This is a genomic window from Geovibrio sp. ADMFC3 (assembly GCF_054687035.1).
This window is the reverse complement of record NZ_BAAFZG010000002.1, coordinates 314,246-335,957: the sequence shown is the minus strand read 5'-3', so window position 1 is coordinate 335,957 and position 21,712 is coordinate 314,246. Positions and strand designations below refer to the sequence as shown.

Genomic DNA, 21,712 nt, shown 5'->3' with positions numbered 1-21,712 from the left:
TTTATGAAGAAGCTGATATTACTTTTTACTGTGTTTGTTCTGCTCACCGGCAGCGCATTTGCCGCTAAGCCTGTAAAAATAGGGGTTCTGGTGGATGAATCCGGCGGAACTGGCGATGTTGGGAAACCCTACGGCGAAGGGATTAAAGACTGTGTGCGCTGGTTTAACGAAAACGGAGGAATAAACGGCGCTCCGGTCGAGATACTTTATGTGGATTACGGATACAAGATTCCCGCTGCCTTGAGTGCATATAAAAAGTTTATGCGTGAGAAGGTTGTGGCTGTCCACGGCTGGGGCACCGGTGATACCGAAAACCTTGTTAAGATGGTCACTAAAGACAAGATTCCTTATTTCTCGGCATCATATTCAGAGCATGTGACAGATCCTAAAACTGCTCCTTATAACTTCATAGTCGGTGCAACATACTCCGATCAGGTGCGTGCCGCTCTTAAATATATCAAAAGTCAGGGTGGTAATACCGATGTGGCTTTTATTTACAATGATTCAAGCTTCGGTCGCTCACCCTTTTTCCCGGACGGCGAAAACAGCGCAAAGGAGCTTGGCATAAAGGTTACTGATAATCAGGTTGTGGATCTCAAGGCTCTGGATGCAACAAGCCAGCTCCTCAACATGAATAAAAAAAATCCCGGCTATGCGTTTATTCAGCAGACATATATGGCGACCTCCACAATCCTTAAAGATGCTAAAAAACTTAATGTGCCCACGAAGTTCATAGGGCTTAACTGGACATTCGGCAAAAAGCTGGTTGAGATGACAGGGGCGGATTCCGAAGGCTTTATCGGCACAAACGCCTTTACCCTCTGGACTGATACGGATGTTGAGGGAATAAAGTTTCTGCGTGAGCTTAATAAGAAATATCATCCCGAAGTTACCTACAGGGAAGTGAACTACATTCAGGGTTTTTCCTCGATGTATGTTCTGCTGAACGCCCTTAAGATGTCAAACGGCAACTACAGCGGCGAAAATATCAAGAAAACCCTCGAAAGCATGAAAAATTTCAGCACGATGGGACTCACAGCACCTGTTACATTCACTCCGGCGAGCCATAAAGGTGTCAGAGCCCTTAAAATGTATCAGGTCAAGGGCGGTGAGCTTGTTCCCATGACAGACTATATATCGGCGGAATAATGCTTAAAATCAACAACATCGAAGTTGTTTACAATGACGTGGTTCTTGTATTGAAGGGGCTTTCCCTTGAGGTGAAGCAGGGCAGTATAGCAGCCCTGCTCGGCTCTAACGGTGCTGGCAAAACCACCACTCTTAAGGCGGTAAGCGGTCTTCTGCGTCCTGATGACGGTGAGATCACCGATGGGGAAATCTGGTTTGACGGTGAGCGGATAGATAAAAAAGACGCCGCAGACATAGTGAAATCAGGCATTTTTCAGGTTATGGAAGGACGAAGAGTCTTTAAAGATCTCACTGTTGAGGAAAACCTCATCGCAGGAGCCTACACCCGTCCGGGAAATACCGTTTCAACTGCCATGGAGCGTGTTTATAATTACTTTCCCCGACTGAAGGACAGGCGCAGCCAGCTTGCAGGATATATGAGCGGAGGCGAACAGCAGATGCTTGCCATCGGACGGGCGATTATGGCTGCTCCGAAGCTTATTCTCATGGATGAGCCTTCCCTTGGTCTTGCCCCTCTACTTGTAAAAGAGATCTTTAACATCATCACTACTCTTAACAGGGAAGAGGGCACAACGATTCTTTTAGTGGAGCAGAACGCAAATATGGCGCTCTCTGCTGCTCATTATGGTTACATTATGGAGAATGGCCGTGTGGTTCTTGACGGCACCACAGAGGAACTGAAGGCGAATGACGATGTTAAGGAGTTTTATCTCGGTCTGTCTGAAAAGAAAAGCTTCAGGGACGTCAAACATTACAGGAGAAGGAAAAGATGGCTTTCCTAGGCGATTTTGAACGTGTTCTGGAGTTCATAAAAGAAAACTCTGCTCATCCGCTGATTCAGGACGCTTTTGTGCGGTCTGAAATATCGTCTTCTCTCATAAAAGACTATGAAACCTTTCAGTTTATCACTCCTCTCTCAAAACAGAAACTTTCTGAAATGCACTCTGCCGGAACTCTTCTTCCCCTTATTTTTGCAGGAGGCTATGTTTCAAAAATATTCACCTCTCCGGGTCCTGTTTATAATGTTAAAGGCGAAAGATACGAGCATTACCGATTTTATAAAGCTCTTGAAGCGGCTGGGTTTATGGAGGGAGACATTGCGGTTAATGCTTTTTCCTACCACGGCAGTCCTGCCGGAGATATGGCTGATGAGGCATGTGAGAAATGCGGATGCGCCGTGTATCCTCTGGGTCCGGCTGACAGTGATAAAGGGGCTGAAGCAATCCTTTTGATAAACGCAAATGCTTTTATCGGTACTAAGACCTTTCTTTTTAAATGTCTGGAAAAACTGGGTGGCAGCGGTCGGCTTGAAAAAGCTTTTCTCATGGCGGAAAAACTAACAGAAGATGATAAACTCACTCTTTTCAGTGATTACGGCATAAAAGCTTATCAGGCATACGGCACTGCAGAGACTGGTCTTATTGCTTACGAAACCGCAGGTGAGCGGGGCATGAAGGCGGATACAGATTCACTTTTTATAGAAATTCTTGATCCGGTTGATGGAAAACCCGCAGCAGAAGGAGAGACAGGCGAGGTTGTCGTTACTTTTATGAGCGAAACAACGCCGTTTATCCGTCTTGCAACCGGAGACTTGTCGTTTATCGAAAACGGGCGGCTGGCAGGAGTTTTCGGCAGAACAGATTCTTCTGTTAAGTTCAAAGGTGTGTTTATTCACTTCTGGGTGTTTGAAAAGTTTTGTGAAGAGCAGAGAATTTCAGGCAGACTGGAAATTTATAATCTTTCCGATGGTTCAGATACCATGTCTCTTGCGGTTTCCAGTGGGGATACGGACATGATAAGCGCATCATTTTATAATGTATTCGGATTGCGTTTGCCTGAAATCAAAGTTGATGATACTATTTCTGTAAGCAGTATTAATGACATAAGAAAACAGCTTAACCGCAGGTAGGAGCAACAAATGTTTGTAAAAAACTGGATGAGAAGAGAAGTCATAACAATTTCTCAGAATGAGACAATACTTGATGCAAAACATACAATGAAGGACTACGGCATAAGGCGTCTTCCTGTGGTTGAGAATAATAAGCTTGTGGGCATTATCACTGAAAAAGATATTAAAGAGTATTCACCATCCAAAGCAAGCTCTCTTGATGTTTACGAAATGAAGCGTCTGCTTGCCAAAACGTTGGTAAAGGATGCGATGAATGTGAATGTTATCACAGTGCATCCTGAAACACCCATTGAGAAAGCTGCCCTTATTCTTCGTGATAAACGTTTCGGCGGTTTACCTGTTATTAATGATTCCGGCGAACTTGCAGGAATTATTACAGCAATAGATCTCTTTGATATATTTGTGGAATCTATGGGTTTCTCACATCAGAGTACAAGGATAGCCATAGTGTTAGAGGACAGAAAAGGTGCATTGGCTGAAATGACGAAAATTATAGATAGTCACGGGTTGAATATTGTCAGTTTGGCGACTTTTTTTATTAAGAACACAGAAGGCGAAATTCGTGACGTCGTAATCAGAGTTAATGGTGAACAAAGTAAAATTGATGAGGCAGTTAAAGATCTACGTTCAGCAGACTTTAATCTGGCAAGTGTTATCGAGATGAATGATATAATGAACGATCTTTGAATTTCTAGTTAACTCTCTTTTCTCTTTATTACTTGCATCCACATCCTTTGAACAATTTTTATTGTTCACATAATGGCAATATTTATTATTTACTTTCAATCCTTTACCCTGATTTTTTTGTATCCGTACTAAAACAGACGCTGTTTTGCTTGTTTTTTAACAAATTATGTTAAAATACAGTTTTTTGAGGATTTACACATATCTTGAATACATCTATCTTTTAAGCAGAAAAGCATTTTATGTTTTGGTGGGGTATGAAAAATTTTATAATATTCAGTGCCAATACCGTCTATAGGGAAACTATTGCGGCGATGGCAGTTGATTTTGGCTTAAATTGCCTCGCATCTGAATCAGTTAATGCAAAGATGCAGATTTCAATTAAGGAAATAACCCCTGAAATTGTAATTATTGACATTTTTTCAAGAGGAGCGACGGATGACTTTGTCGCCATGGTCAGAGAAATTTTTTTAACAGCCAGGTTTGTTTTTATCGTTTCCGAAGATAACCCGCTGTTAAGCTATTTTGTACAGAAATATAATGTTCATGATCTCTTATTTGTCGAGGATGATACTGAAAGAACACGCAGTAACCTTGAAAAAATAGTAAAGTCTAAAAGTAATGGAAGCACTTCATGCAACATCGGAAATCTCACATTGCGAGAGTGTGAGGTACTAAAGCTTATAGCTGCCGGAAAAACCAGCAGAGAAATAGCCGAAGAACTTTTCATCAGTAAAAACACTGTGGACACCCACAGGAATAAAATGCTTCAGAAATTAAACTTATCCAATTCTGCCTCTCTTGTAACGTACGCCTGCAAGTCGGGACTTTTATAATTATTTATCAATCTTATCGGTTGACTGCGCTGTTTTTCCGCGAACTGACCAGTGCTGAAAAACCGCAGCAGTTAATTATGAGAATCTTTTTGATTAATGTTAAGAAGTGTAAAGATAAATAATGACAAAACATTTATTCCTTGCTTGAAAACCCATTTTTTGACATATTAAAAATACATAAAATATTGTATAAAATTGCGTACTTCCAGCCTATTAACTTTGTTATCTTTGACGTTCGGAAAGTTATTGTGCATTTGAGGGGGACATTTTTAATTATGGCCAGAAAAAAGAAAGACACTAAACTGAAAATTCTTGAACTGAGCGCAGCTTTGTTTGCGGACAAAGGCAAAGATGCGGTAGGGATAAGAGAAATAGCTGAAAAATCAGGTGTTTCGCTTAATACTGTAATGTACCATTTTTCTTCAAAGGAAAATCTTCATCATGAAACCATAAAACACCTCCTTGCAAACGGTATTAACTTTGGCGAAATATTCAAAAAACACTGCGAAAATGGGAGCGGAGGACCTTCTGGCGAAACTTTCAGGAATATATTATCAGAAATATTTGCTGAAGCGATGAAAAGTAAATATGCCACATATATAAATATGATAGCTAAGGTAATGTTCAGCCGTGACAAAGTACAGCTTATCTATCTGTTTGATAGTTTTAAAGATATTGAACTCCATTTTACAGACTTTTTTGAAAAATCCGGAGTTGAAGCCGATGCTAGGGAAATATCCTTTCTCATGAGCATTTTCTGGACACAGCTTTTATACTGCGCCGGTGCTAAAAAACTTACAGAACTGGAATGTGAGGACGGGAATCCTTCCTCATTTGCAGCAGAAGCAGTTTCTGATATTTTTCTTGCAAGATTAGACATTAAGCAAGCTTCCGGCGTGCGCTGAACATACACGCCGGATTCAGTCTTCTAGGCTGTGAATGCACTCAGAACTGTTGAATGAGCTGTCGGATACTTGACTGCTCTGTCAGCGAGAAAATTTTCTGTTTCAGAGGTTATCTCAAGTCCCAGACGCTCTTTATTATGTATTATCAGCTCAACAGTCAACCCCACTGCAGACGGCATGGAATCGTCAAATGTCTCAAGTACCTTGCCCGCTCTGTCCAGATGAAGAAGTCCGTTTGTTGTGAATTCCTCCAAAGCTTGTTCAAGAAGGGTTTTTGCTTTAACAAGGAAGCTCTTTTCTGAGGTTATGTCAAAGAACTTAATATACATATCCGCAGTGAAGGCATAGTCCTCCAGAGTTGCGTAGTTGAATATATCTCCGTTGTAGTTGATTCTGTTAAGGTGTGTTCCGTCTATGAGGAAATGCTCAAGTTTGCCCAGAAGCATTTTTGCCTGCTCAAAGTAATATTCATCTCCTGCTGTTTCGCTATACTCTAACAAAGCCTTACAAAACAAGGCATTTTGAGAAAGAATAACTTTATTGTCCTTGGCGGGTTTTGTCTTATATAACGAACCTTCTTTAAGTTTGTCTATCAGCGGCTGAACAAGGATTCTGCTTTCATAATCTGCCTTGGCAAATGCCGCAACTCCCTCGTATGGAAAAACATGTTCAAACAGCTTCTTTTTATCTTCTTCGCTGAAAAGAACCATATCACGATTGAATATCTTATAATAGAAGCCTTCAGCCATCTTGCCTTTGGAGTCCGGACTGTCAGCATCCATGGATGATATTAGACCGAATTCCGTGTTAAACTCTTCCATTATAAAGTCGATCGCTTTACGTGCAGTGTGCAGGTAGAGCATGTTGTCTGTTTTGTCAAACATGCGTGCGAGGAATATGGCGTTCAGGGCGTTGTCGTAGAGCATCTTTTCAAAGTGGGGCGTACGCCATTCCTTATCAACCGTATATCTGAAAAATCCGCCGTGTATATGGTCGCATATTCCGCCGGAGCAGAGTATATCTGCTGTTTTTGTAAGGAAGGCGGAAATCCTTTCCTTTTCAAAACGTTTCATAAGATAGAGCAGGGAAGGAATCTGCGGAAAGCGGGCGCCAGCTCCGAAACCTCCGTTTTCCATATCCATAATGCGGTAAAATTCATTATCAAAGGCACTTACAGGTGTGGATTCAAAATGTTCAAGATCAAACTTAACCTCTTTAAATTCCTCAAGAAAGCTGATGTAGTTCTTAGCCGTTTGTCTCACATGGGCTCTGTCAGTGCGGTAGAGTTCACCTATTTTCTCAAGTATCTCTTTGAATGCCGGCAGTCCGTGTCCGGGCTCTTTGGGGTAATAGGTTCCGCCGTAGAATGGCGTTCCGTCGGGCAGGAGGAAACAGTTCAACGGCCATCCGCCGTTTACGCCTGTTGATTGCAGGTAAAATTGATAGCGTTTATCCACATCGGGGTATTCTTCTCTGTCCACCTTTACGGGTATGAAATACTTATTGATTACTTCGGCTATTTCAGGGTCTTCAAAGGATTCCTGCTCCATTACATGACACCAGTGACAGGCGGAATAGCCAACGCTGACCATTATGGGTTTATCCTGTTCCTGAGCGAGTTTGAGTGTGGCATCGCTCCAAGGCTGCCATGCGACAGGGTTGTCTTTATGCTGAAGCAGATAAATGCTTCGTTCATTTTTAAGAATATTTTCAAGCAATGTAATCACCTTTTGGAATAAGTCTTTCCGACTAATTAAACATAAGAATATGCTAAATTCAAGATAATAACGCTTAATTCAAGATAATAACGCTTAATAAGCAGGAAATTGAACATTAAAAAAGGAGTCCGGCGGGACTCCTTTTTTACTAATGGGTGAGGCAGGAATTATTTTGTTTTTTCAATGCAGTCTACAACTGCAATAGCGGCCAGATTAACTATGTCGGTAACATCAACCCCTCTCTGGAGTACATGCACCGAATGCTCAAACCCTTGAAGGATAGGACCTATTGCGATACCGCTTCCGAGTCTCCAGAGAAGTTTGTATGCACTGTTACCTGCTTCAAGGTTGGGGAAAACAAGAACATTTGCGTCCCCTTTGATTTTTGAGAAGGAGAATGCTTCTTTTGCTATTGGCGGGTAAACTGCTGTATCCGCCTGCATATCTCCGTCTATTATGAGTTTTGGATCGGTTTCATTAACTATTTTGATGGCTTTCTCAAGTTTGACGGTTCTGTCCATACGCACTGAGCCGAAGTTGGAGAAAGAGATCATCGCAACTTTCGGTTCAATCTGGAACTTCCTGAGAGTGTCGGCAGACTGAAGGGCGATCTGTGCGAGCTGCTCTGCTGTGGGGTCTATGTTCACAGTTGTGTCAGCGCAGAGAACCATTCTGTCCTTAAACAGCATGAAGTATGAACCGGAAGGAGTTGTATAATTTTTCTCCAGAGGCAGAATTTCAAGCAGAGGCTTGATGGCGTCAGGATAGTTTCTGGAATATCCGTTAACAAGGCAGTCTGCTTCTCCGTTTTTAACCATCATGGCAGCGTAGTAATCAGTGATTTTGTTCATGCGTCTTACTGATTCTGCCAGAGTCATGCCTTTTCTGCCGCGCAGTTCAAAAAGCTGTGCCGCATAATCGTCAACTTTGTCCGAGCATCTGGGGTCAATAATTTCGATGCCGGTAAGGTCAACATTAATTTCTGCGGCAAGCTTCTTGATCCTCTCAACATCTCCGAGCAGGATAGGCTGGGCGATTCCTTCCAGTACGATTCTGTTAGCGGCTCTTACAATCTTCTCGTAATCCCCTTCAGGGAATACGACTTTCTTAGGATGCTGCCTTGCAACTGAAATTACCTGACGGGTAAATTCTTTTGCGAATGACAGTCTTGATTCAAGCTGATCCTTGTATGCACCAAAGTCTTTTATGGGCATTTTTGCCACACCTGTTTCCATTGCGGCTTTCGCAACAGCAGGGGCAACCCATGTAAGAACTCTGGGGTCGAAGGGTTTCGGTATTATGTAGTCTTTTCCGAACTCTATTTTGCTTACGCCGTAAGCCTTACATACGTTTTCGGGCACATCTTCCTTTGCAAGCTTGGAAAGGGCGTAAACAGCGGCGAGTTTCATCTCTTCATTGATAGCGGATGCTCTCACATCAAGCGCGCCTCTGAAAATGAAGGGGAAACCGAGAACGTTGTTAACCTGATTGGGGTAGTCGGAACGTCCGGTCGCCACAACTGCATCACCTCTGACTTCTTCAACCTCTTCGGGAGTGATTTCAGGGTCAGGATTTGCCATAGCCATGATAATGGGCGTTCTTGCCATTGTTTTAACCATTGACTTGGTGAGAGCTCCCTTAGCGGAGAGACCAAGGAAAACGTCTGAACCGTCAACAGCTTCTTCGAGGGTGCGTTTATCCGTAACAAGTGCGAATTCTTCTTTGTATTTGTTCATACCTTCTTTTCTGCCGGTATAAACAACACCTTTAGTATCGCACATAAATATGTTTTCTTTTCTTGCGCCGACAAGAAGCATAAGCTTCCCGATAGCTATACCTGCTGCTCCTGCACCGTTGATTACAGTTACAATGTCTTCTATCTTTTTGTCCACAATTTCAAGAGCGTTCAGAAGAGCGGCTATGCAGATGATCGCTGTTCCGTGCTGGTCATCGTGGAAAACGGGAATCTGGAGTTTCTTTTTGACTTCTTCTTCTATATAGAAGCAGTCCGGTGCTTTAATATCTTCAAGGTTTATGCCGCCGAAAGTGGGCTCAAGGAGTTCGCATGCCTTGATAACATCATCAGGGTTCTGTGAGTTGATCTCTATGTCGAAAACGTCAACATCTGCAAATCTTTTGAAAAGAATGCCTTTTCCTTCCATAACAGGTTTGCCGGCAGCAGCGCCGATATTTCCGAGACCGAGAACCGCAGTGCCATTGGAAAGAACCGCCACCAGGTTTCCTTTGGACGTGTAGTCGTAAACGGCTTCGGGATTTTTTTCAATTACACGGCAGGGTTCAGCGACACCCGGAGTGTATGCGAGGGAAAGGTCTCTCTGCGTGAAGCAGGGTTTCGTGGGAACAACTTCGATTTTACCGGGACGTGTGCCCTTATGGTAATCGAGAACTTCCTCCAGTGTTATTTTTTCCTGTTTGCTCATTTAGATCCTCCTGACTTATCTGTGATAATATTAATTTTGTGTTCATAGATAGTCAACACTAATTTTAATATTATAAGCAAAAGTGCATTATTTTTTCCTGTTTTAGAGCTATTGATTAATTTTAAGTTTAATAGATAAAAACTATAATGATATCTTTGTTATTAAGAACAGAGTTTGACAACAAAACTTTTATGCCATGATATGAATGTATGAAAAGTTATATATTATAGAAAAAACTAATTGATTTTATTATTATTTGATAATAAATTATTCTTAATTAAGGTTTAATATCTGATATTAGTATTATACTAAATTTTATGTTCAGATTCAATCTAAATGATTAGTCACTAATTTTTTGAAATAGGGCATATGTCCACATGGTAGTAAACTGTTTAGTCGGATAGGTTAAACGGTTGAGTATAAGTTAACAGTGATTTTTTTTTTATTTTGATCTCTGCTTATAGAAAGCGCCATTGCTCCTTTGAGCCTGATGTGGTAAAAGTGAATATGGATAAAGATAAGCATATCAAGGCTTTTGAGTCATTTTTGAAGTACGAATACTCTGCCAGTGATAACACTGTGGAGGCTTATCTTCATGATGTAAAAGATTTTTATGAGTTTACAGCAAGCAGGGAAGAACCGTATTCCCTCAAGGAAATCATCGGGTTCATGACGGAGCTGAGGATAAGGGGCTGTTCTGTGGAAACACTTCTGCGGAGACTCTCCGGTCTGAGTGCTTTTTTCGATTTTCTCATTACGGAGCATGAACTTAAGATAAATCCGGTCACACTGGTGACTAAACCAAAAAAATGGGAGAAGCTTCCGTCTTTCCTTGATTTCAAAGAGGTTGACGAGCTTTTAAAGGCTCCTGACGTTTCTACACACCTCGGTTTCAGAGATCAGGTAATGCTTGAGACTATGTATTCGTCAGGAATAAGAGTAAGTGAGCTTGTCAGTATCAGACTAAATGACATAGATATGAAAAGAGGAATTTTCAAAGTGACGGGTAAAGGGAGCAAAGAGCGCCTTGTACCTTTCTATGAAAGTCTTCGTGAAAAAATGGAAAGCTATCTTGCTGTTCGGAAAGATTATTTTGTCAAAGAGTCCGATAACGGATATCTTTTTTTAAGCAGAACCGGCAAGAAACTGGACAGGGAATATTTCTGGATGATTGTAAAGAAATACTGTGAAAAAATAGGTATAACCAAACATGTTTCTCCTCATACTCTGCGTCATTCTTTTGCCACTCACATGCTTACGAACGGGGCGGATCTCCGCACTATCCAGCTTTTTCTTGGTCATTCCGATCTCTCCACCACCGAAATATATACTCATGTAACAACAGACAAGGCGAGAAATATCATGAATGAGTGTCACCCCAGGTTTTCCCGCACAAGAGGTAAATCATGACTCCGTCTGTTGTTGCATACGCTCCCAAGGATGGGAGCGCACCGTGTGTAGCGAAGCTTTGCTTTGCAAGGTGCGAGCGTGTATCCAAAATTTCCATGGACGGTAAATTTTGGATTGTAGTATCAGACAAAACACGGAATATAATGAATGAATGCCATCCCAGATTTTCCCGCACAAGAGGTAAATCATGAAACCTCTTAAAGATATAAAAAAAGCGGTAATAACCCATAAAACCCCTGATTTTGATGCACTTGCCAGTGCATGCGCCGCTTGTGTTCTTCATGACTGTGATGCTGTCCTTACTGTTACGTCTTACGAAAGTAATGTTGAAGATTACTACAACGAAGAAGATGTGAGCCTTCCCGTCATACGAATAAAAGAGCGTGAATTTAAAGAGATAGAGCATCTTGAGCTGCTTATAGTGACAGACTGTAAGCTGAAAGAGCGTACCGCACCTCTGGAGTGGTTGATTGATAAGGCTGATAAAGTAATCGTGTATGATCATCACCCGTCCCACGGGCGTGATATAAAAGCTGACGAAGCATACATAGATGAAACCGGTTCCACTGTGACAATTATCATCCGCAAGATGAAGGCGCTTGGTTTTGTACCGGATAAAGCACTTGCAACGCTTATGATTCTCGGATTATACGAAGACACCGGACTGCTGTCATTTTCCAGCACCACTCCGGAGGATATGACTGCTGCGGCTTTTCTGCTGAAGGCGGGTGCTGATCTGGAGATGGTCAGTGAATATGTTAAGCGTGATATGAGCAAGGAACAGGTGTTTGTAATGAACGAACTCCTTGTAAATATGAGTATTTTCCATATTCAGGGCGCAACAGTAGGTCTTTCACACGCAACTACTGACAGATATGTCGGTGAAATAGCAGTTATTGCTCACCGCATTATGGATATGGAAAGCATGGATGCTTTGTTCATTGCTGTGCGTGCCGGTGAGCGCATTGTCTTGGTTGGCAGAAGCAGGGCGGATGAGATAGACTGCTCCGTGGTGATGACACGCTTCGGCGGAGGCGGCCATCCAAGCGCAGCAAGCGCTATAGTTAAGAAAATGACCCTTACCGAATGTGTGGATCTTTTAAAAATTGTTATAAGCGAAAATATACACCCTGTGCGTCTGGCAAGGGATATTATGACATCGCCTGTTAAAACAGTCCCTATAACAGGAACATTTGAAATGGCGATGGATCTTTTCATGAAATACAACCTGAATATGATGCCTGTTGTGGATAACGCCGGGCTCCCTGTGGGGCTTATTTCAAGGCGTGATATACTGCAGGGTATAAAACACGGGCTAAAAGGCGAACCTGTGCGCTCACTTATGCAGATAGAGTTCCGCACTGTTGAGCCGGATGTTCCTTACTATCTGGCAGAAGAGATGATGCTTTCTCTGAATCAGAAGATGCTTCCTGTCGTTAAAGATAACAGACTGGAAGGGGTTATAACCCGTACAGATCTTCTGCGTCTGATGCACGAGGAGATAACCAAACTGCCTCGGCATCAGCAGGTGAAACAGCCGCAGAAGCTGAAGAATATACGTTCTCTCATAAAAACATGCCTTCCTGAAAGGGTTGTGAAAATCTTAGAAGACATAGGCGGTCTTGCCGAGCAGATGGGGCTTAATGCTTATCTGGTGGGCGGTGTGGTGCGTGATATACTCATGCAGAACACCAATATGGATATAGATATAGTAGTGGAGGGGGACGCTCCTGCTCTGGCGAAGCGTTTTGCCTCAATAAAAAAAGCCAAGGTGTCGGAACATTTCAAGTTCAAAACTGCGGTGGTTATATTCAAAGACGGTTTCCGGGTGGATTTTGCCACATCCAGAACTGAATACTACACCAACCCGGCTTCAGCACCGGAGGTTGAAAACGCATCCATACGCAATGACCTTTACAGACGTGATTTCAGCATAAACGCCATGGCGATGAAGCTCACAGGTGAAAACTTCGGTCAGCTTCTGGATTTTTTCGGCGGGCAGAAGGATATTCAGGATAAAAAAATAAGAGTTCTGCACAGCCTTAGTTTTGTGGATGACCCTTCAAGATGTCTGCGTGGTGTGCGTTTTGCCGTGCGTTACGGATTTGCCGTTGGTCCGCACACAGAAAAGCTGCTTAAACATGCAGTTTCGCTGAATCTGCTGGACAGAGTTGTCGGTCAGCGGATGTACCTTGAGCTTAAATATATTTTGTCTGAAGATTACTTCATTGATGCTCTGATGATGATGAAAAAATATGATATGTTGAAATTTTTTCATGAAAAGCTTGCCATTGATGATTTCAAGCTGGACAGATTTGCAGTTTTGAAGAAGATTAACGGATGGTACTCGTTTCAGTTTGAAGACAAGCTTGAGATGTGGATCAGCCGTTTCTGTATCCTATTTGCAGATTTAAATAAGCAGGAGATGAAGAAACTTGCCTCAAGGTTTGAAATAACCGGAAGGCTCTATGATGATCTTGCAGAAACATTTAATAAGTTCAAATATGCTGTGTGGCAGATCAAACGGCTTAAAAACGTAAAGGCGTCAGCTATTACAGATATTTTTGAAGGGATGAAGACCGAAGCCGTGACAGCTTCTGTAGCAGTTCTTGGACAGGAATATGAATGGCTTCTTAAGGAATATCTCACGGTTTATAGGTTTACTGCACCTGTGCTGACCGGAAATGATTTGAAAGTCATGGGTATTCCGCCTTCGGATATTTACGGCGAAATTTTTAAGGAAATAAAACGGGCTAAACTCGATCATGAAATATCCTCAAAAGAAGAGGAAGCCGCATTCGCAAAAAGAATAGCGCAGGAAAGGGGAATCAGATTTTGAGCAGGGAATATTCAGAGACAATCAGCATCCATCAACCGCTGATACCGGCAATACTCGGCAGCGGCGACCAGCACCTACGTGCTGTAAAATCAGCTTTTGACGTGAGTATAGCGGTTATAGGCGATGAATTTACAATAAAAGGGGCGAGGGCAGACGTTATGAAGGCCGTGCGCCTGATCGATCATCTGCGTGAGATGGCTATGAAGGGCGAACTCACCGAAACAGGAGTCAGTGACGCTCTGAGGATGATGGATGATGATCAGGAGATAGATGTCAGCGGGATTCTCCTCGAATCCATAAAAGTTTCTGGCAGAACAAAGAGTGTTTCACCGAAATCACCCCGCCAGAAGGCATACCTTCAGGCTATCAAGGACAAAGACCTTGTTTTCGGCATAGGACCTGCCGGAACAGGGAAGACTTATCTCGCTATGGCTATGGGTGTGCATTTGTTCCTGAAAAAGAAAGTCGGTCGCATTATTCTCACCCGTCCGGCGGTAGAGGCGGGGGAAAACCTCGGTTTTCTGCCCGGAGACATAGCAGACAAGATAAATCCATACCTCCGTCCTTTGTATGATGCTCTTTACAGCATGATGAATATAGAGCAGGTGGCGGCACTGGTGGAGAAGAATATAATAGAGGTTGCTCCCTTGGCGTTCATGAGAGGACGCACTCTGAATGACTCATTCATAATTCTTGATGAGGCTCAGAACACCACAAGCGAGCAGATGAAAATGTTCCTCACCCGTCTGGGCTTCCGCTCAAAAGCGGTTGTTACAGGGGATATAACACAGGTGGATCTGCCTTCCTCCAAAAAGTCAGGGCTTATTCTTGTCCGTGACATACTTAAAAATATTGACGACATCGGCTTTGTGGAATTCAGCCAGAAAGATGTTGTCAGACACAGTTTGGTACAGAAAATTATTCAGGCTTATGAAGTGTTTGAGGAGAAAAAATAAAGTGACGGCAGATGTTCTTTTAACCGATAAAACAGAAAGCGGATTCAAAGAGGATTTCCTTACAAAAATATCCCTTGAGGTGTTCAGCTTCACCGAAGCTTCCTTTGAAGAAGCGGAAGTATCTGTTTTGATAACAGACGATGCTGAAATACGCTCCCTGAATTCTCAGTACAGACAGAAAGATTACGCAACTGATGTCCTTTCGTTCCCTATGTCTGAATACCCTCTGGATGACGGCGGAATGCTCGGTGATATTGTTATTTCCATAAACACTGCAAAGAAACAGGCGGAGGAGAATGAAATTCCTCTTGTAAGGGAGTTTGCTTTTCTGTATATTCACGGGCTTCTTCATCTTCTGGGGTTTGATCATGAACTTTCAGAAGAGGATGAAAAGGAAATGTTTGATATGCAGGAAGATATTCTTCGCAAGCTTATTAAGGACGGACTCGTTCAGTGAAAAAAGTCAAATTATTTAAAACCGCCGTTTTCAGGCATTTTTAATATGGAACAGCAGTTTTTTTTATGTTAATATTCCGCAAATGAAAAAGAAACCTCCTTCCGAACCTTGTTCTGCACGGCTGCTTCCCCATTGCGGAAGCGATAACCATACTTATTATCACAGATATTCTGCGCCCTTTTCTGTGGCGTGTTTAATCATATTCTCATCAGAGGTGAATTGTTTTGGAAACTGACAGTATACTGTTTCAGTCGGTCTCAATATTCGTTTGTCTAATACTTTCTGGCTTTTTTTCCGGCAGTGAGACTGCCCTGACCTCTCTCAGCGAGATGAAGGTTAGACATATGATCGAAGAAAACCCGAAAGCAAAAATTCTTGAACTTTGGATTTACCACCCCAACAAGGTGCTTAACACAATTCTTATCGGCAACAACGTAGTGAACATTCTCGGTTCTGTTCTTGCTGCCGATATGATGCAGAAAATTTTCGGCAATACGCAAATCGCTGCTGTAACAGGTGTTATGACACTTATGGTTCTTATATTCGGAGAGATTACACCAAAAACCTTCGCAAAGCATAATGCGGAGGCTATGGCAATTGCCCTGATGCGGATTCTTAAGGTGTTTTACACAGTGCTTTTCCCCGCAACTTATGCGATGAACAAGTTCGTGGTTGCGATGATAAAGCTTTCCGGCGGCAAGCTTGAGAAAAAACCGCAGATTACTGAAGAAGAACTTGAGTTTATTATAAATGTCGGCGAGAAAGAAGGGGTTCTGGAAAACGGGCAGAAAGAAATGCTTCAGAATATCTTTGAACTCGGCGACATGAGCATAAAGGAAGTAATGGTTCCCAGAAGGGACATTATCGCCGTTAATGTTAATGATGACTTTGACTCAATAATGAATAAGGTTTTTGAAAATGAGTTTTCCCGCCTGCCGGTTTATGAAGATACCATTGATAAAATTATCGGCATTTTGAATGTTAAGGATCTGCTTGCTTTTACAAGAGAGGATAAAAGCACTTTTAATCTCCGCAGTATGCTCCGTTCGCCTTATTTTATCCCCGGCACCAAAAAGATAGATACCATGCTGACCGAGTTTCAGAAAACCAGAAACCATATGGCTATAGTTCTTGATGAATACGGCGGAGTGGCGGGACTTCTGACCCTTGAAAATGTCCTTGAGGAAATTGTCGGGGATATTTACGATGAGTATGACGAAGACGAAATGAAGGAAATTGAGGTCGAACAGACAGATCCTGATACTTACGTGCTTGACGCCATGATGGATATTGACGATTTCTGCGAAGAGTTTCATATTGAAAAAACAGAGGAAATGGAAAAATATGAAACACTGGCGGGGTTGGTTTATGACCTTGCAGGAAAAGTGCCGGAGCAGGGCGATTCATACATATTCAACGGAAATACCCTTACCGTGCTTGAAATTGAAGACAGAAAGATATGCAAAATAGAAATGAAAAAAATACAGGACACACCCCCTGCTGCGGATGATGTGGAGGTTTAATGCCGGAACAGATATATAAGTCGGGTTTTGTTTCCATACTCGGCAGACCCAATGTTGGTAAATCAACGCTGATTAATAGCCTCATAGGCGAAAAGATAGCCATAGTCTCTAACAAGCCCCAGACTACAAGGACGAATATTCAGGGCATCAAAACCGGAGAAGACTACCAGATAGTGTTCATAGACACTCCGGGGTATCACAAGGCGAAGGACACGCTAAACAGACTTATGGTTCAGCAGGCAGCAGATTCCATAGATATGGCGGATATACTCTTTCTTATGGTTCAGGCTGATGAGTATATTGGACCTGAATTTAAAAATCTTGTTAAAATTCTGGAAGCTTCAAAGGCAAAAAAGTTTCTTGTTATCAATAAGCTGGATATTTTTAAGAAGGAGAAGGCGGTTCTTCTGGCAGAAAAGCTCTTCCCAGTGCTTGACTTCGCTGAAGTTGTGCCCATAAGCGCAAGGAAAGGAACAAACGTTGATCTGCTGCTTGAACTCGTTGTAAAACATTTGCCTGAGGGCATGCCCATGTTCGACAGTGAGGAGATAACTACTGTTCCTGAAAAAATGCTTATTGCAGAATACGTGAGAGAACAGGTTTTCGAGCAGCTCCAGGATGAGCTTCCCTACCGTATAGTTGTTGAAACTGAATCAGTTGAAGACACTGATGATGGTCGGATGGAGATAAGCGCATCCATAATTGTTGAGCGTGAAAGCCATAAGGGAATGGTCATCGGAAAGCAGGGCGCACGCCTTAAAGAGATAGGAACAAAAGCAAGACTTAATCTGGAGAAATTTTTCGGAGTCAAAATTCATCTTGCATTATGGGTTAAGATTCGTAATGATTGGGCAGACAAGGATGAATTTTTGAGAATACAGGGACTCCGGTAGATGCTCACACCAAGATTAAAGGTTTCACTAGAAAGCGTTAAAAAACTTATCAGAAGAAACGCAAGGGTGGCTTTAGAGAAAACACTCTCAAAGCTGCACCCTGCGGATATCGCTGTTATATATAACAACCTTAACGATATAGACGGAAAAAAGCTTCTCAGCCATATTAAGGATGAAAAGCTTTTGGCTGAAATTATCGTTGAGATGAACGAAGCCGATGTAATCAATGTCATCTCAGAACAGAAACCCGAAAAAATAGCCAGAATAGTAGAACATATGGAAAGTGACGATGCGGCAGAAGTCGTGCGTCTTCTTCCTGATGATATATCCAACTCAGTATTGAGCCTTATAGGCGACAACGACCAGATAAGCGAAGTAGAGCAACTCCTTAACTACGAGGAATATACAGCGGGTTCAATTATGAATACCAGCTATTTTTCCCTTAACGAGGAGACCACTGTAAAGGAAGCCACAAAGTCGCTCCACGGGGCGGAAAATGTGGATATGGTTTTTTATCTCTACGTAACGGATGACGAAGGAAGGCTTGTGGGGGTTATCTCTCTCCGTCAGCTTATTCTTAATCCGCCGGAGAAAAAGCTTTATGAGATAATGACCACCGACGTCATCCACGTTACCACCCACGAGGATCAGGAAGATGTTGCAAAAATAGTTGAAAAGTATGACCTTCTTGCCATCCCTGTTGTGGATGAATTTAACGTTCTTTCAGGTATTATCACAGTTGATGACGTTATAGATATTATCCGTGAGGAAGCCACGGAAGACTTTTATATGATGGTGGGTTCATCGGATGATGAGCTTATGTTTGCGAACAATTCCGTCAAAATCGCCAAAGTAAGGCTGCCGTGGCTTATTGTAACGTTTGTGGGTTCTATTGTAGCGAGTATCGTTCTTACTTTCTTTCAGGGACATGCAAAAGACTTTGCCATGCTTGTCCCCTTCGTGCCTATCATAATGGCGATGGCAGGCAATGCCGGCAGCCAGTCCGCCACAATTCTCATACGCGGAGTCGCCCTCGGCAAAATATCACCCACGGATATTGTACCCATCATGCTGAAGGAAATGCGTGTCGGGATGATAATGGGAGTTACTATAGGCATTCTGCTGGCTTTTATAGCTCCTCTATGGTCAGGTTCACCAGCCATAGGCCTAGTGGTGGGAACGGCAATGTTTTTCGCTATGACCCTTGCCACGTTTTCCGGTACATTTGTTCCGGCGACCCTCATACGTTTTAATTTCGACCCCGCAGTTGCCTCAAGCCCTTTTATCAGCATGCTGAATGACATTCTGGGGCTTTCCATTTACTTTTCAGTGTCCGCAGTTCTTCTTCGCTATTTCGGATGAGCAGGCATTTAACAGACGCCATAATCTATAAACTTCACAGATATTCCGATTCTTCCGCTGTTGCACGGGCTTTTACTGCTGACTTTGGTAAAATTAAACTGTTTGTCCCGAAAGCCTTCAGCAAAAAAGGCGGTCTGCTGACTTGTTTTCCCGGTATTCTGGATTTTCAGATGAAAGAATCATCCGATCTCTGCCGTTTTTATGCCTTTACCCAGAAACCCGAATTTTATAGGTTTATAGACAGTCATGAAATAATGATCCGTCTGCATTTTATCTTCGAGGTGATGGACGCTCTCTATCAGGAAAGGGAAAAAGACGGATACCTAATGAAACTTATTACAAAAATCGATAACACAAACTTCCGTAAGGCAGCTTCTTTTACTGTAAGACATATATTTGAAAAAAACGGGGTGCTGCCTGATTTCAATGTTTGCGCAGGGTGCGGGGATGAGAACAGCACCGAAGGATATGTTCTTGGCGGCGAGTATTTCTGCGGAAAATGCCGCCATTCAGGGATTAGGGTATCCGGCTCAGTGATGCTGTTCATGAAAAGCGCTCAGGTAAGTGAGCTGATGAAGAACCTGATAATAAACAGAGAAAATGAGACAGAGATTATTTCGTTTTTTGCTCAATTTTATAAATCCCTTTATGGAAAAGAACTTAAAAGCGCATCGACTCTCAGCTTTCTCCTCTGAACAGCCTAAAAGCTTTACAAATCTTTGTGAATTTTCTACTATTGCCAAAAACTATAAGACAATTGTTCCAGTATTAAAATTTTAAGGTCGGAGATGTCCAAATGCAGAAGGGGTTGACTAATCTCAACAGATATCTGCTTGAGGAGCAGAGAAAATATCCTCACGCTACAGGTGATTTCACAACAATAATAGAACAGATCGCCTTTGCCTCCAAGATTATATCCAGAGAAGTAAACAAGGCAGGCATAGTGAATATTCTCGGGAAGGCCCAGTCCGTGAATGTTCACGGTGAGGATCAGCAAAAACTGGATGTTTATTCCAATGACAAAATGATCAGCGCAATGGACCACTTAGGCAAGCTCTGTGCTATGGGTTCAGAGGAGTGCGAGGAAATAATCCCCATCCCTGAAAAATACCCTAAGGGAAAATATGTTGTTGTTTTTGACCCGCTGGACGGCTCAAGCAACATTGATGTTAATATAAGCATCGGAACAATTTTCGGCGTTTACAGAGCAGTGAGCGAAGGAAATCAGGGAACGCTTGAGGACTTCCTTCAGCCAGGCAGAAACCTTGTTGCCGCAGGATACGTGATCTACGGTTCAAGCACAATGCTTGTTTACTCCGCAGGAAACGGCGTAAGCGGCTTTACCCTTGACCCCAGCGTGGGCGAGTTCCTTCTCAGCCACGAAAATATCAAAATCCCCGAACAGGGTAAGATATACAGCTTTAATGAAGCTAATTTTGAAAAATGGACTCCCGAAATACAAAGATACGTTAAGGATCTCCGCACCAAGAGCGACAGATCGTACACAGGACGCTACATAGGCTCCCTTGTTGCCGATTTTCACCGCAACCTTCTCAAGGGCGGCGTGTTCGCATACCCCGGAGACACAAGCAACCCCAAAGGCAAGCTCAGGCTGCTTTATGAGGCTGCGCCCCTTGCATATCTTGTTGAACAGGCAGGCGGAGCTGCAATAGACGGAATAAACGATATTCTCGATATTAAACCCGAAGGAATCCACCAGAGAACGCCCCTGGTCATCGGCTCAAAGCACGAGGTCGAACTTTACCGCAAGTATATGAAAGGTGAGGCTTAATGCGCTTAGGCGCACACCAGTCCATATCAGGCGGAATATATAAAAGCATTGAAAGAGCCTTGCATGATAAATGCGAGGCTCTTCAGGTTTTTGTGAGAAACGCCAGCAGATGGGAATCCAAACCCATACAGGATAAAGACATAGCCATGTTCAGGGAAAAAGCGGCTGATTTCGGCTTTTCCCGCATATGCGCCCACGCCTCTTACCTCATTAATCTAGCTTCCGTTAAGGAAGACATCTGCGAAAAATCCCTCAACGCATATACGGATGAGTTAAAAAGGTGTCAAAGCCTCGGCATTCCTTATTATGTGATTCATCCCGGTTCATTTACAGGCTCAACACTGGAAGAAGGCATAAAGCGAATAGCCCGTTCCATCGACAAGGTTTATGATGAGAATGGATTCAGCGTTATGACTCTTCTGGAAATCACAGCGGGGCAGGGTTCGTCAATAGGTTGTTCATTTGATCATATGGAAGAGATAATAAATATATCCTCCTGCGGTGAAAAAGTGGGTTTATGTCTTGACTCATGCCATATGTTCAGCGCAGGATATGATATTGTAAATGATTATGATTCGGTTTTTGACTCCCTTTTTGAAAAGTTCGGCGATAAAATTAAGGTGTTTCACCTCAACGATGCCAAGAAGCCTCTGGGAAGCAGAGTCGACAGGCATGCGATGATAGGAAAAGGTGAAATAGGGGCTGATTTTTTCAGAAAAGCGGTCAACGACCCAAGGTTAAGAAACACACTGGGGATTCTGGAAACGCCTGTGGGCGAAAAAAATACATACGAAGGCGAAGTAAGCCTGCTTAAATCATTCAGAGTATAAAGGAGCAG

19 protein-coding genes are annotated in these 21,712 nt (G+C 42.8%); 17 read left to right on the top strand and 2 right to left on the bottom strand.

Features of this window, described 5'->3' with window-relative positions:
- The first annotated feature begins 3 nt into the window (after positions 1 to 3).
- The 6 genes from ACYRYY_RS01845 to ACYRYY_RS01820 all read left to right on the top strand — a co-directional run bounded on the left by ACYRYY_RS01845 (position 4) and on the right by ACYRYY_RS01820 (position 5,483).
- A complete protein-coding gene (locus ACYRYY_RS01845; RefSeq protein ID WP_460213788.1) occupies positions 4 to 1,149 on the top strand; it encodes an ABC transporter substrate-binding protein in 1,146 nt (381 codons plus the stop codon).
- Positions 1,149 to 1,931: an ABC transporter ATP-binding protein gene (locus ACYRYY_RS01840; protein WP_460213787.1), complete on the top strand. Its 783-nt coding sequence runs from the start codon at positions 1,149 to 1,151 to the stop codon at positions 1,929 to 1,931. Before ACYRYY_RS01845 ends, ACYRYY_RS01840 begins: the two co-directional genes overlap by 1 nt.
- Positions 1,919 to 3,058 carry a phenylacetate--CoA ligase family protein gene (locus ACYRYY_RS01835; RefSeq protein ID WP_460213786.1) on the top strand — a complete coding sequence of 380 codons (1,140 nt, stop codon included), beginning with the start codon at positions 1,919 to 1,921 and terminating at the stop codon, positions 3,056 to 3,058. Before ACYRYY_RS01840 ends, ACYRYY_RS01835 begins: the two co-directional genes overlap by 13 nt.
- A gap of 9 nt (positions 3,059 to 3,067) precedes the next feature.
- Positions 3,068 to 3,745: a CBS and ACT domain-containing protein gene (locus ACYRYY_RS01830; RefSeq protein WP_460213785.1), complete on the top strand. Its 678-nt coding sequence runs from the start codon at positions 3,068 to 3,070 to the stop codon at positions 3,743 to 3,745.
- A 254-nt stretch (positions 3,746 to 3,999) separates the two neighbouring features.
- Positions 4,000 to 4,578, top strand: a complete 579-nt coding sequence (locus ACYRYY_RS01825) for a LuxR C-terminal-related transcriptional regulator (RefSeq protein WP_460213784.1) — start codon at positions 4,000 to 4,002, stop codon at positions 4,576 to 4,578.
- A gap of 275 nt (positions 4,579 to 4,853) precedes the next feature.
- A complete protein-coding gene (locus ACYRYY_RS01820; RefSeq protein WP_460213783.1) occupies positions 4,854 to 5,483 on the top strand; it encodes a TetR/AcrR family transcriptional regulator in 630 nt (209 codons plus the stop codon).
- Positions 5,484 to 5,506: 23 nt separating this feature from the next.
- Here ACYRYY_RS01820 and ACYRYY_RS01815 read toward each other — a convergent pair whose 3' ends face one another.
- Together ACYRYY_RS01815 and ACYRYY_RS01810 are read right to left on the bottom strand one after the other, a co-directional pair.
- Positions 5,507 to 7,201 carry a thioredoxin domain-containing protein gene (locus ACYRYY_RS01815; RefSeq protein ID WP_460213782.1) on the bottom strand — a complete coding sequence of 565 codons (1,695 nt, stop codon included), beginning with the start codon at positions 7,199 to 7,201 and terminating at the stop codon, positions 5,507 to 5,509.
- Between the two features lie 167 nt (positions 7,202 to 7,368).
- Positions 7,369 to 9,642: an NADP-dependent malic enzyme gene (locus tag ACYRYY_RS01810; protein WP_460213781.1), complete on the bottom strand. Its 2,274-nt coding sequence runs from the start codon at positions 9,640 to 9,642 to the stop codon at positions 7,369 to 7,371.
- 507 nt (positions 9,643 to 10,149) lie between these two features.
- Here ACYRYY_RS01810 and xerA point away from each other — a divergent pair.
- From xerA to ACYRYY_RS01755, 11 genes are all read left to right on the top strand, one after another.
- Positions 10,150 to 11,052: a site-specific tyrosine recombinase/integron integrase gene (xerA, locus tag ACYRYY_RS01805; RefSeq protein ID WP_460213780.1), complete on the top strand. Its 903-nt coding sequence runs from the start codon at positions 10,150 to 10,152 to the stop codon at positions 11,050 to 11,052.
- Complete coding sequence (locus ACYRYY_RS01800) at positions 11,049 to 11,243, top strand: hypothetical protein (protein WP_460213779.1); 195 nt, start codon at positions 11,049 to 11,051, stop codon at positions 11,241 to 11,243. Before xerA ends, ACYRYY_RS01800 begins: the two co-directional genes overlap by 4 nt.
- The gene (locus tag ACYRYY_RS01795; RefSeq protein ID WP_460213778.1) at positions 11,240 to 13,891 is read left to right on the top strand and encodes a CBS domain-containing protein; all 2,652 of its coding nucleotides are present in this window, start codon (positions 11,240 to 11,242) and stop codon (positions 13,889 to 13,891) included. The genes ACYRYY_RS01800 and ACYRYY_RS01795 overlap by 4 nt, the downstream gene beginning before the upstream one ends.
- Positions 13,888 to 14,847 (top strand): PhoH family protein, encoded by a 960-nt coding sequence (locus ACYRYY_RS01790; protein ID WP_460213777.1) that lies wholly within the window; start codon positions 13,888 to 13,890, stop codon positions 14,845 to 14,847. Before ACYRYY_RS01795 ends, ACYRYY_RS01790 begins: the two co-directional genes overlap by 4 nt.
- Position 14,848: 1 nt before the next feature.
- Positions 14,849 to 15,304 (top strand): rRNA maturation RNase YbeY, encoded by a 456-nt coding sequence (ybeY, locus tag ACYRYY_RS01785; RefSeq protein ID WP_460213776.1) that lies wholly within the window; start codon positions 14,849 to 14,851, stop codon positions 15,302 to 15,304.
- A gap of 224 nt (positions 15,305 to 15,528) precedes the next feature.
- Positions 15,529 to 16,827, top strand: a complete 1,299-nt coding sequence (locus ACYRYY_RS01780; protein ID WP_460213775.1) for a hemolysin family protein — start codon at positions 15,529 to 15,531, stop codon at positions 16,825 to 16,827.
- The gene (era, locus tag ACYRYY_RS01775) at positions 16,827 to 17,720 is read left to right on the top strand and encodes a GTPase Era (protein ID WP_460213774.1); all 894 of its coding nucleotides are present in this window, start codon (positions 16,827 to 16,829) and stop codon (positions 17,718 to 17,720) included. The genes ACYRYY_RS01780 and era overlap by 1 nt, the downstream gene beginning before the upstream one ends.
- A complete protein-coding gene (mgtE, locus tag ACYRYY_RS01770) occupies positions 17,721 to 19,082 on the top strand; it encodes a magnesium transporter (protein ID WP_460213773.1) in 1,362 nt (453 codons plus the stop codon).
- On the top strand, positions 19,079 to 19,777 hold the full coding sequence (gene recO / locus ACYRYY_RS01765) for a DNA repair protein RecO (RefSeq protein WP_460213772.1): 699 nt from the start codon (positions 19,079 to 19,081) through the stop codon (positions 19,775 to 19,777). Before mgtE ends, recO begins: the two co-directional genes overlap by 4 nt.
- Positions 19,778 to 19,878: 101 nt before the next feature.
- Positions 19,879 to 20,874 carry a class 1 fructose-bisphosphatase gene (gene fbp, locus ACYRYY_RS01760; RefSeq protein ID WP_460213771.1) on the top strand — a complete coding sequence of 332 codons (996 nt, stop codon included), beginning with the start codon at positions 19,879 to 19,881 and terminating at the stop codon, positions 20,872 to 20,874.
- Positions 20,874 to 21,704 (top strand): deoxyribonuclease IV, encoded by an 831-nt coding sequence (locus tag ACYRYY_RS01755; RefSeq protein WP_460213770.1) that lies wholly within the window; start codon positions 20,874 to 20,876, stop codon positions 21,702 to 21,704. Before fbp ends, ACYRYY_RS01755 begins: the two co-directional genes overlap by 1 nt.
- The last annotated feature ends 8 nt before the right edge of the window (positions 21,705 to 21,712 follow it).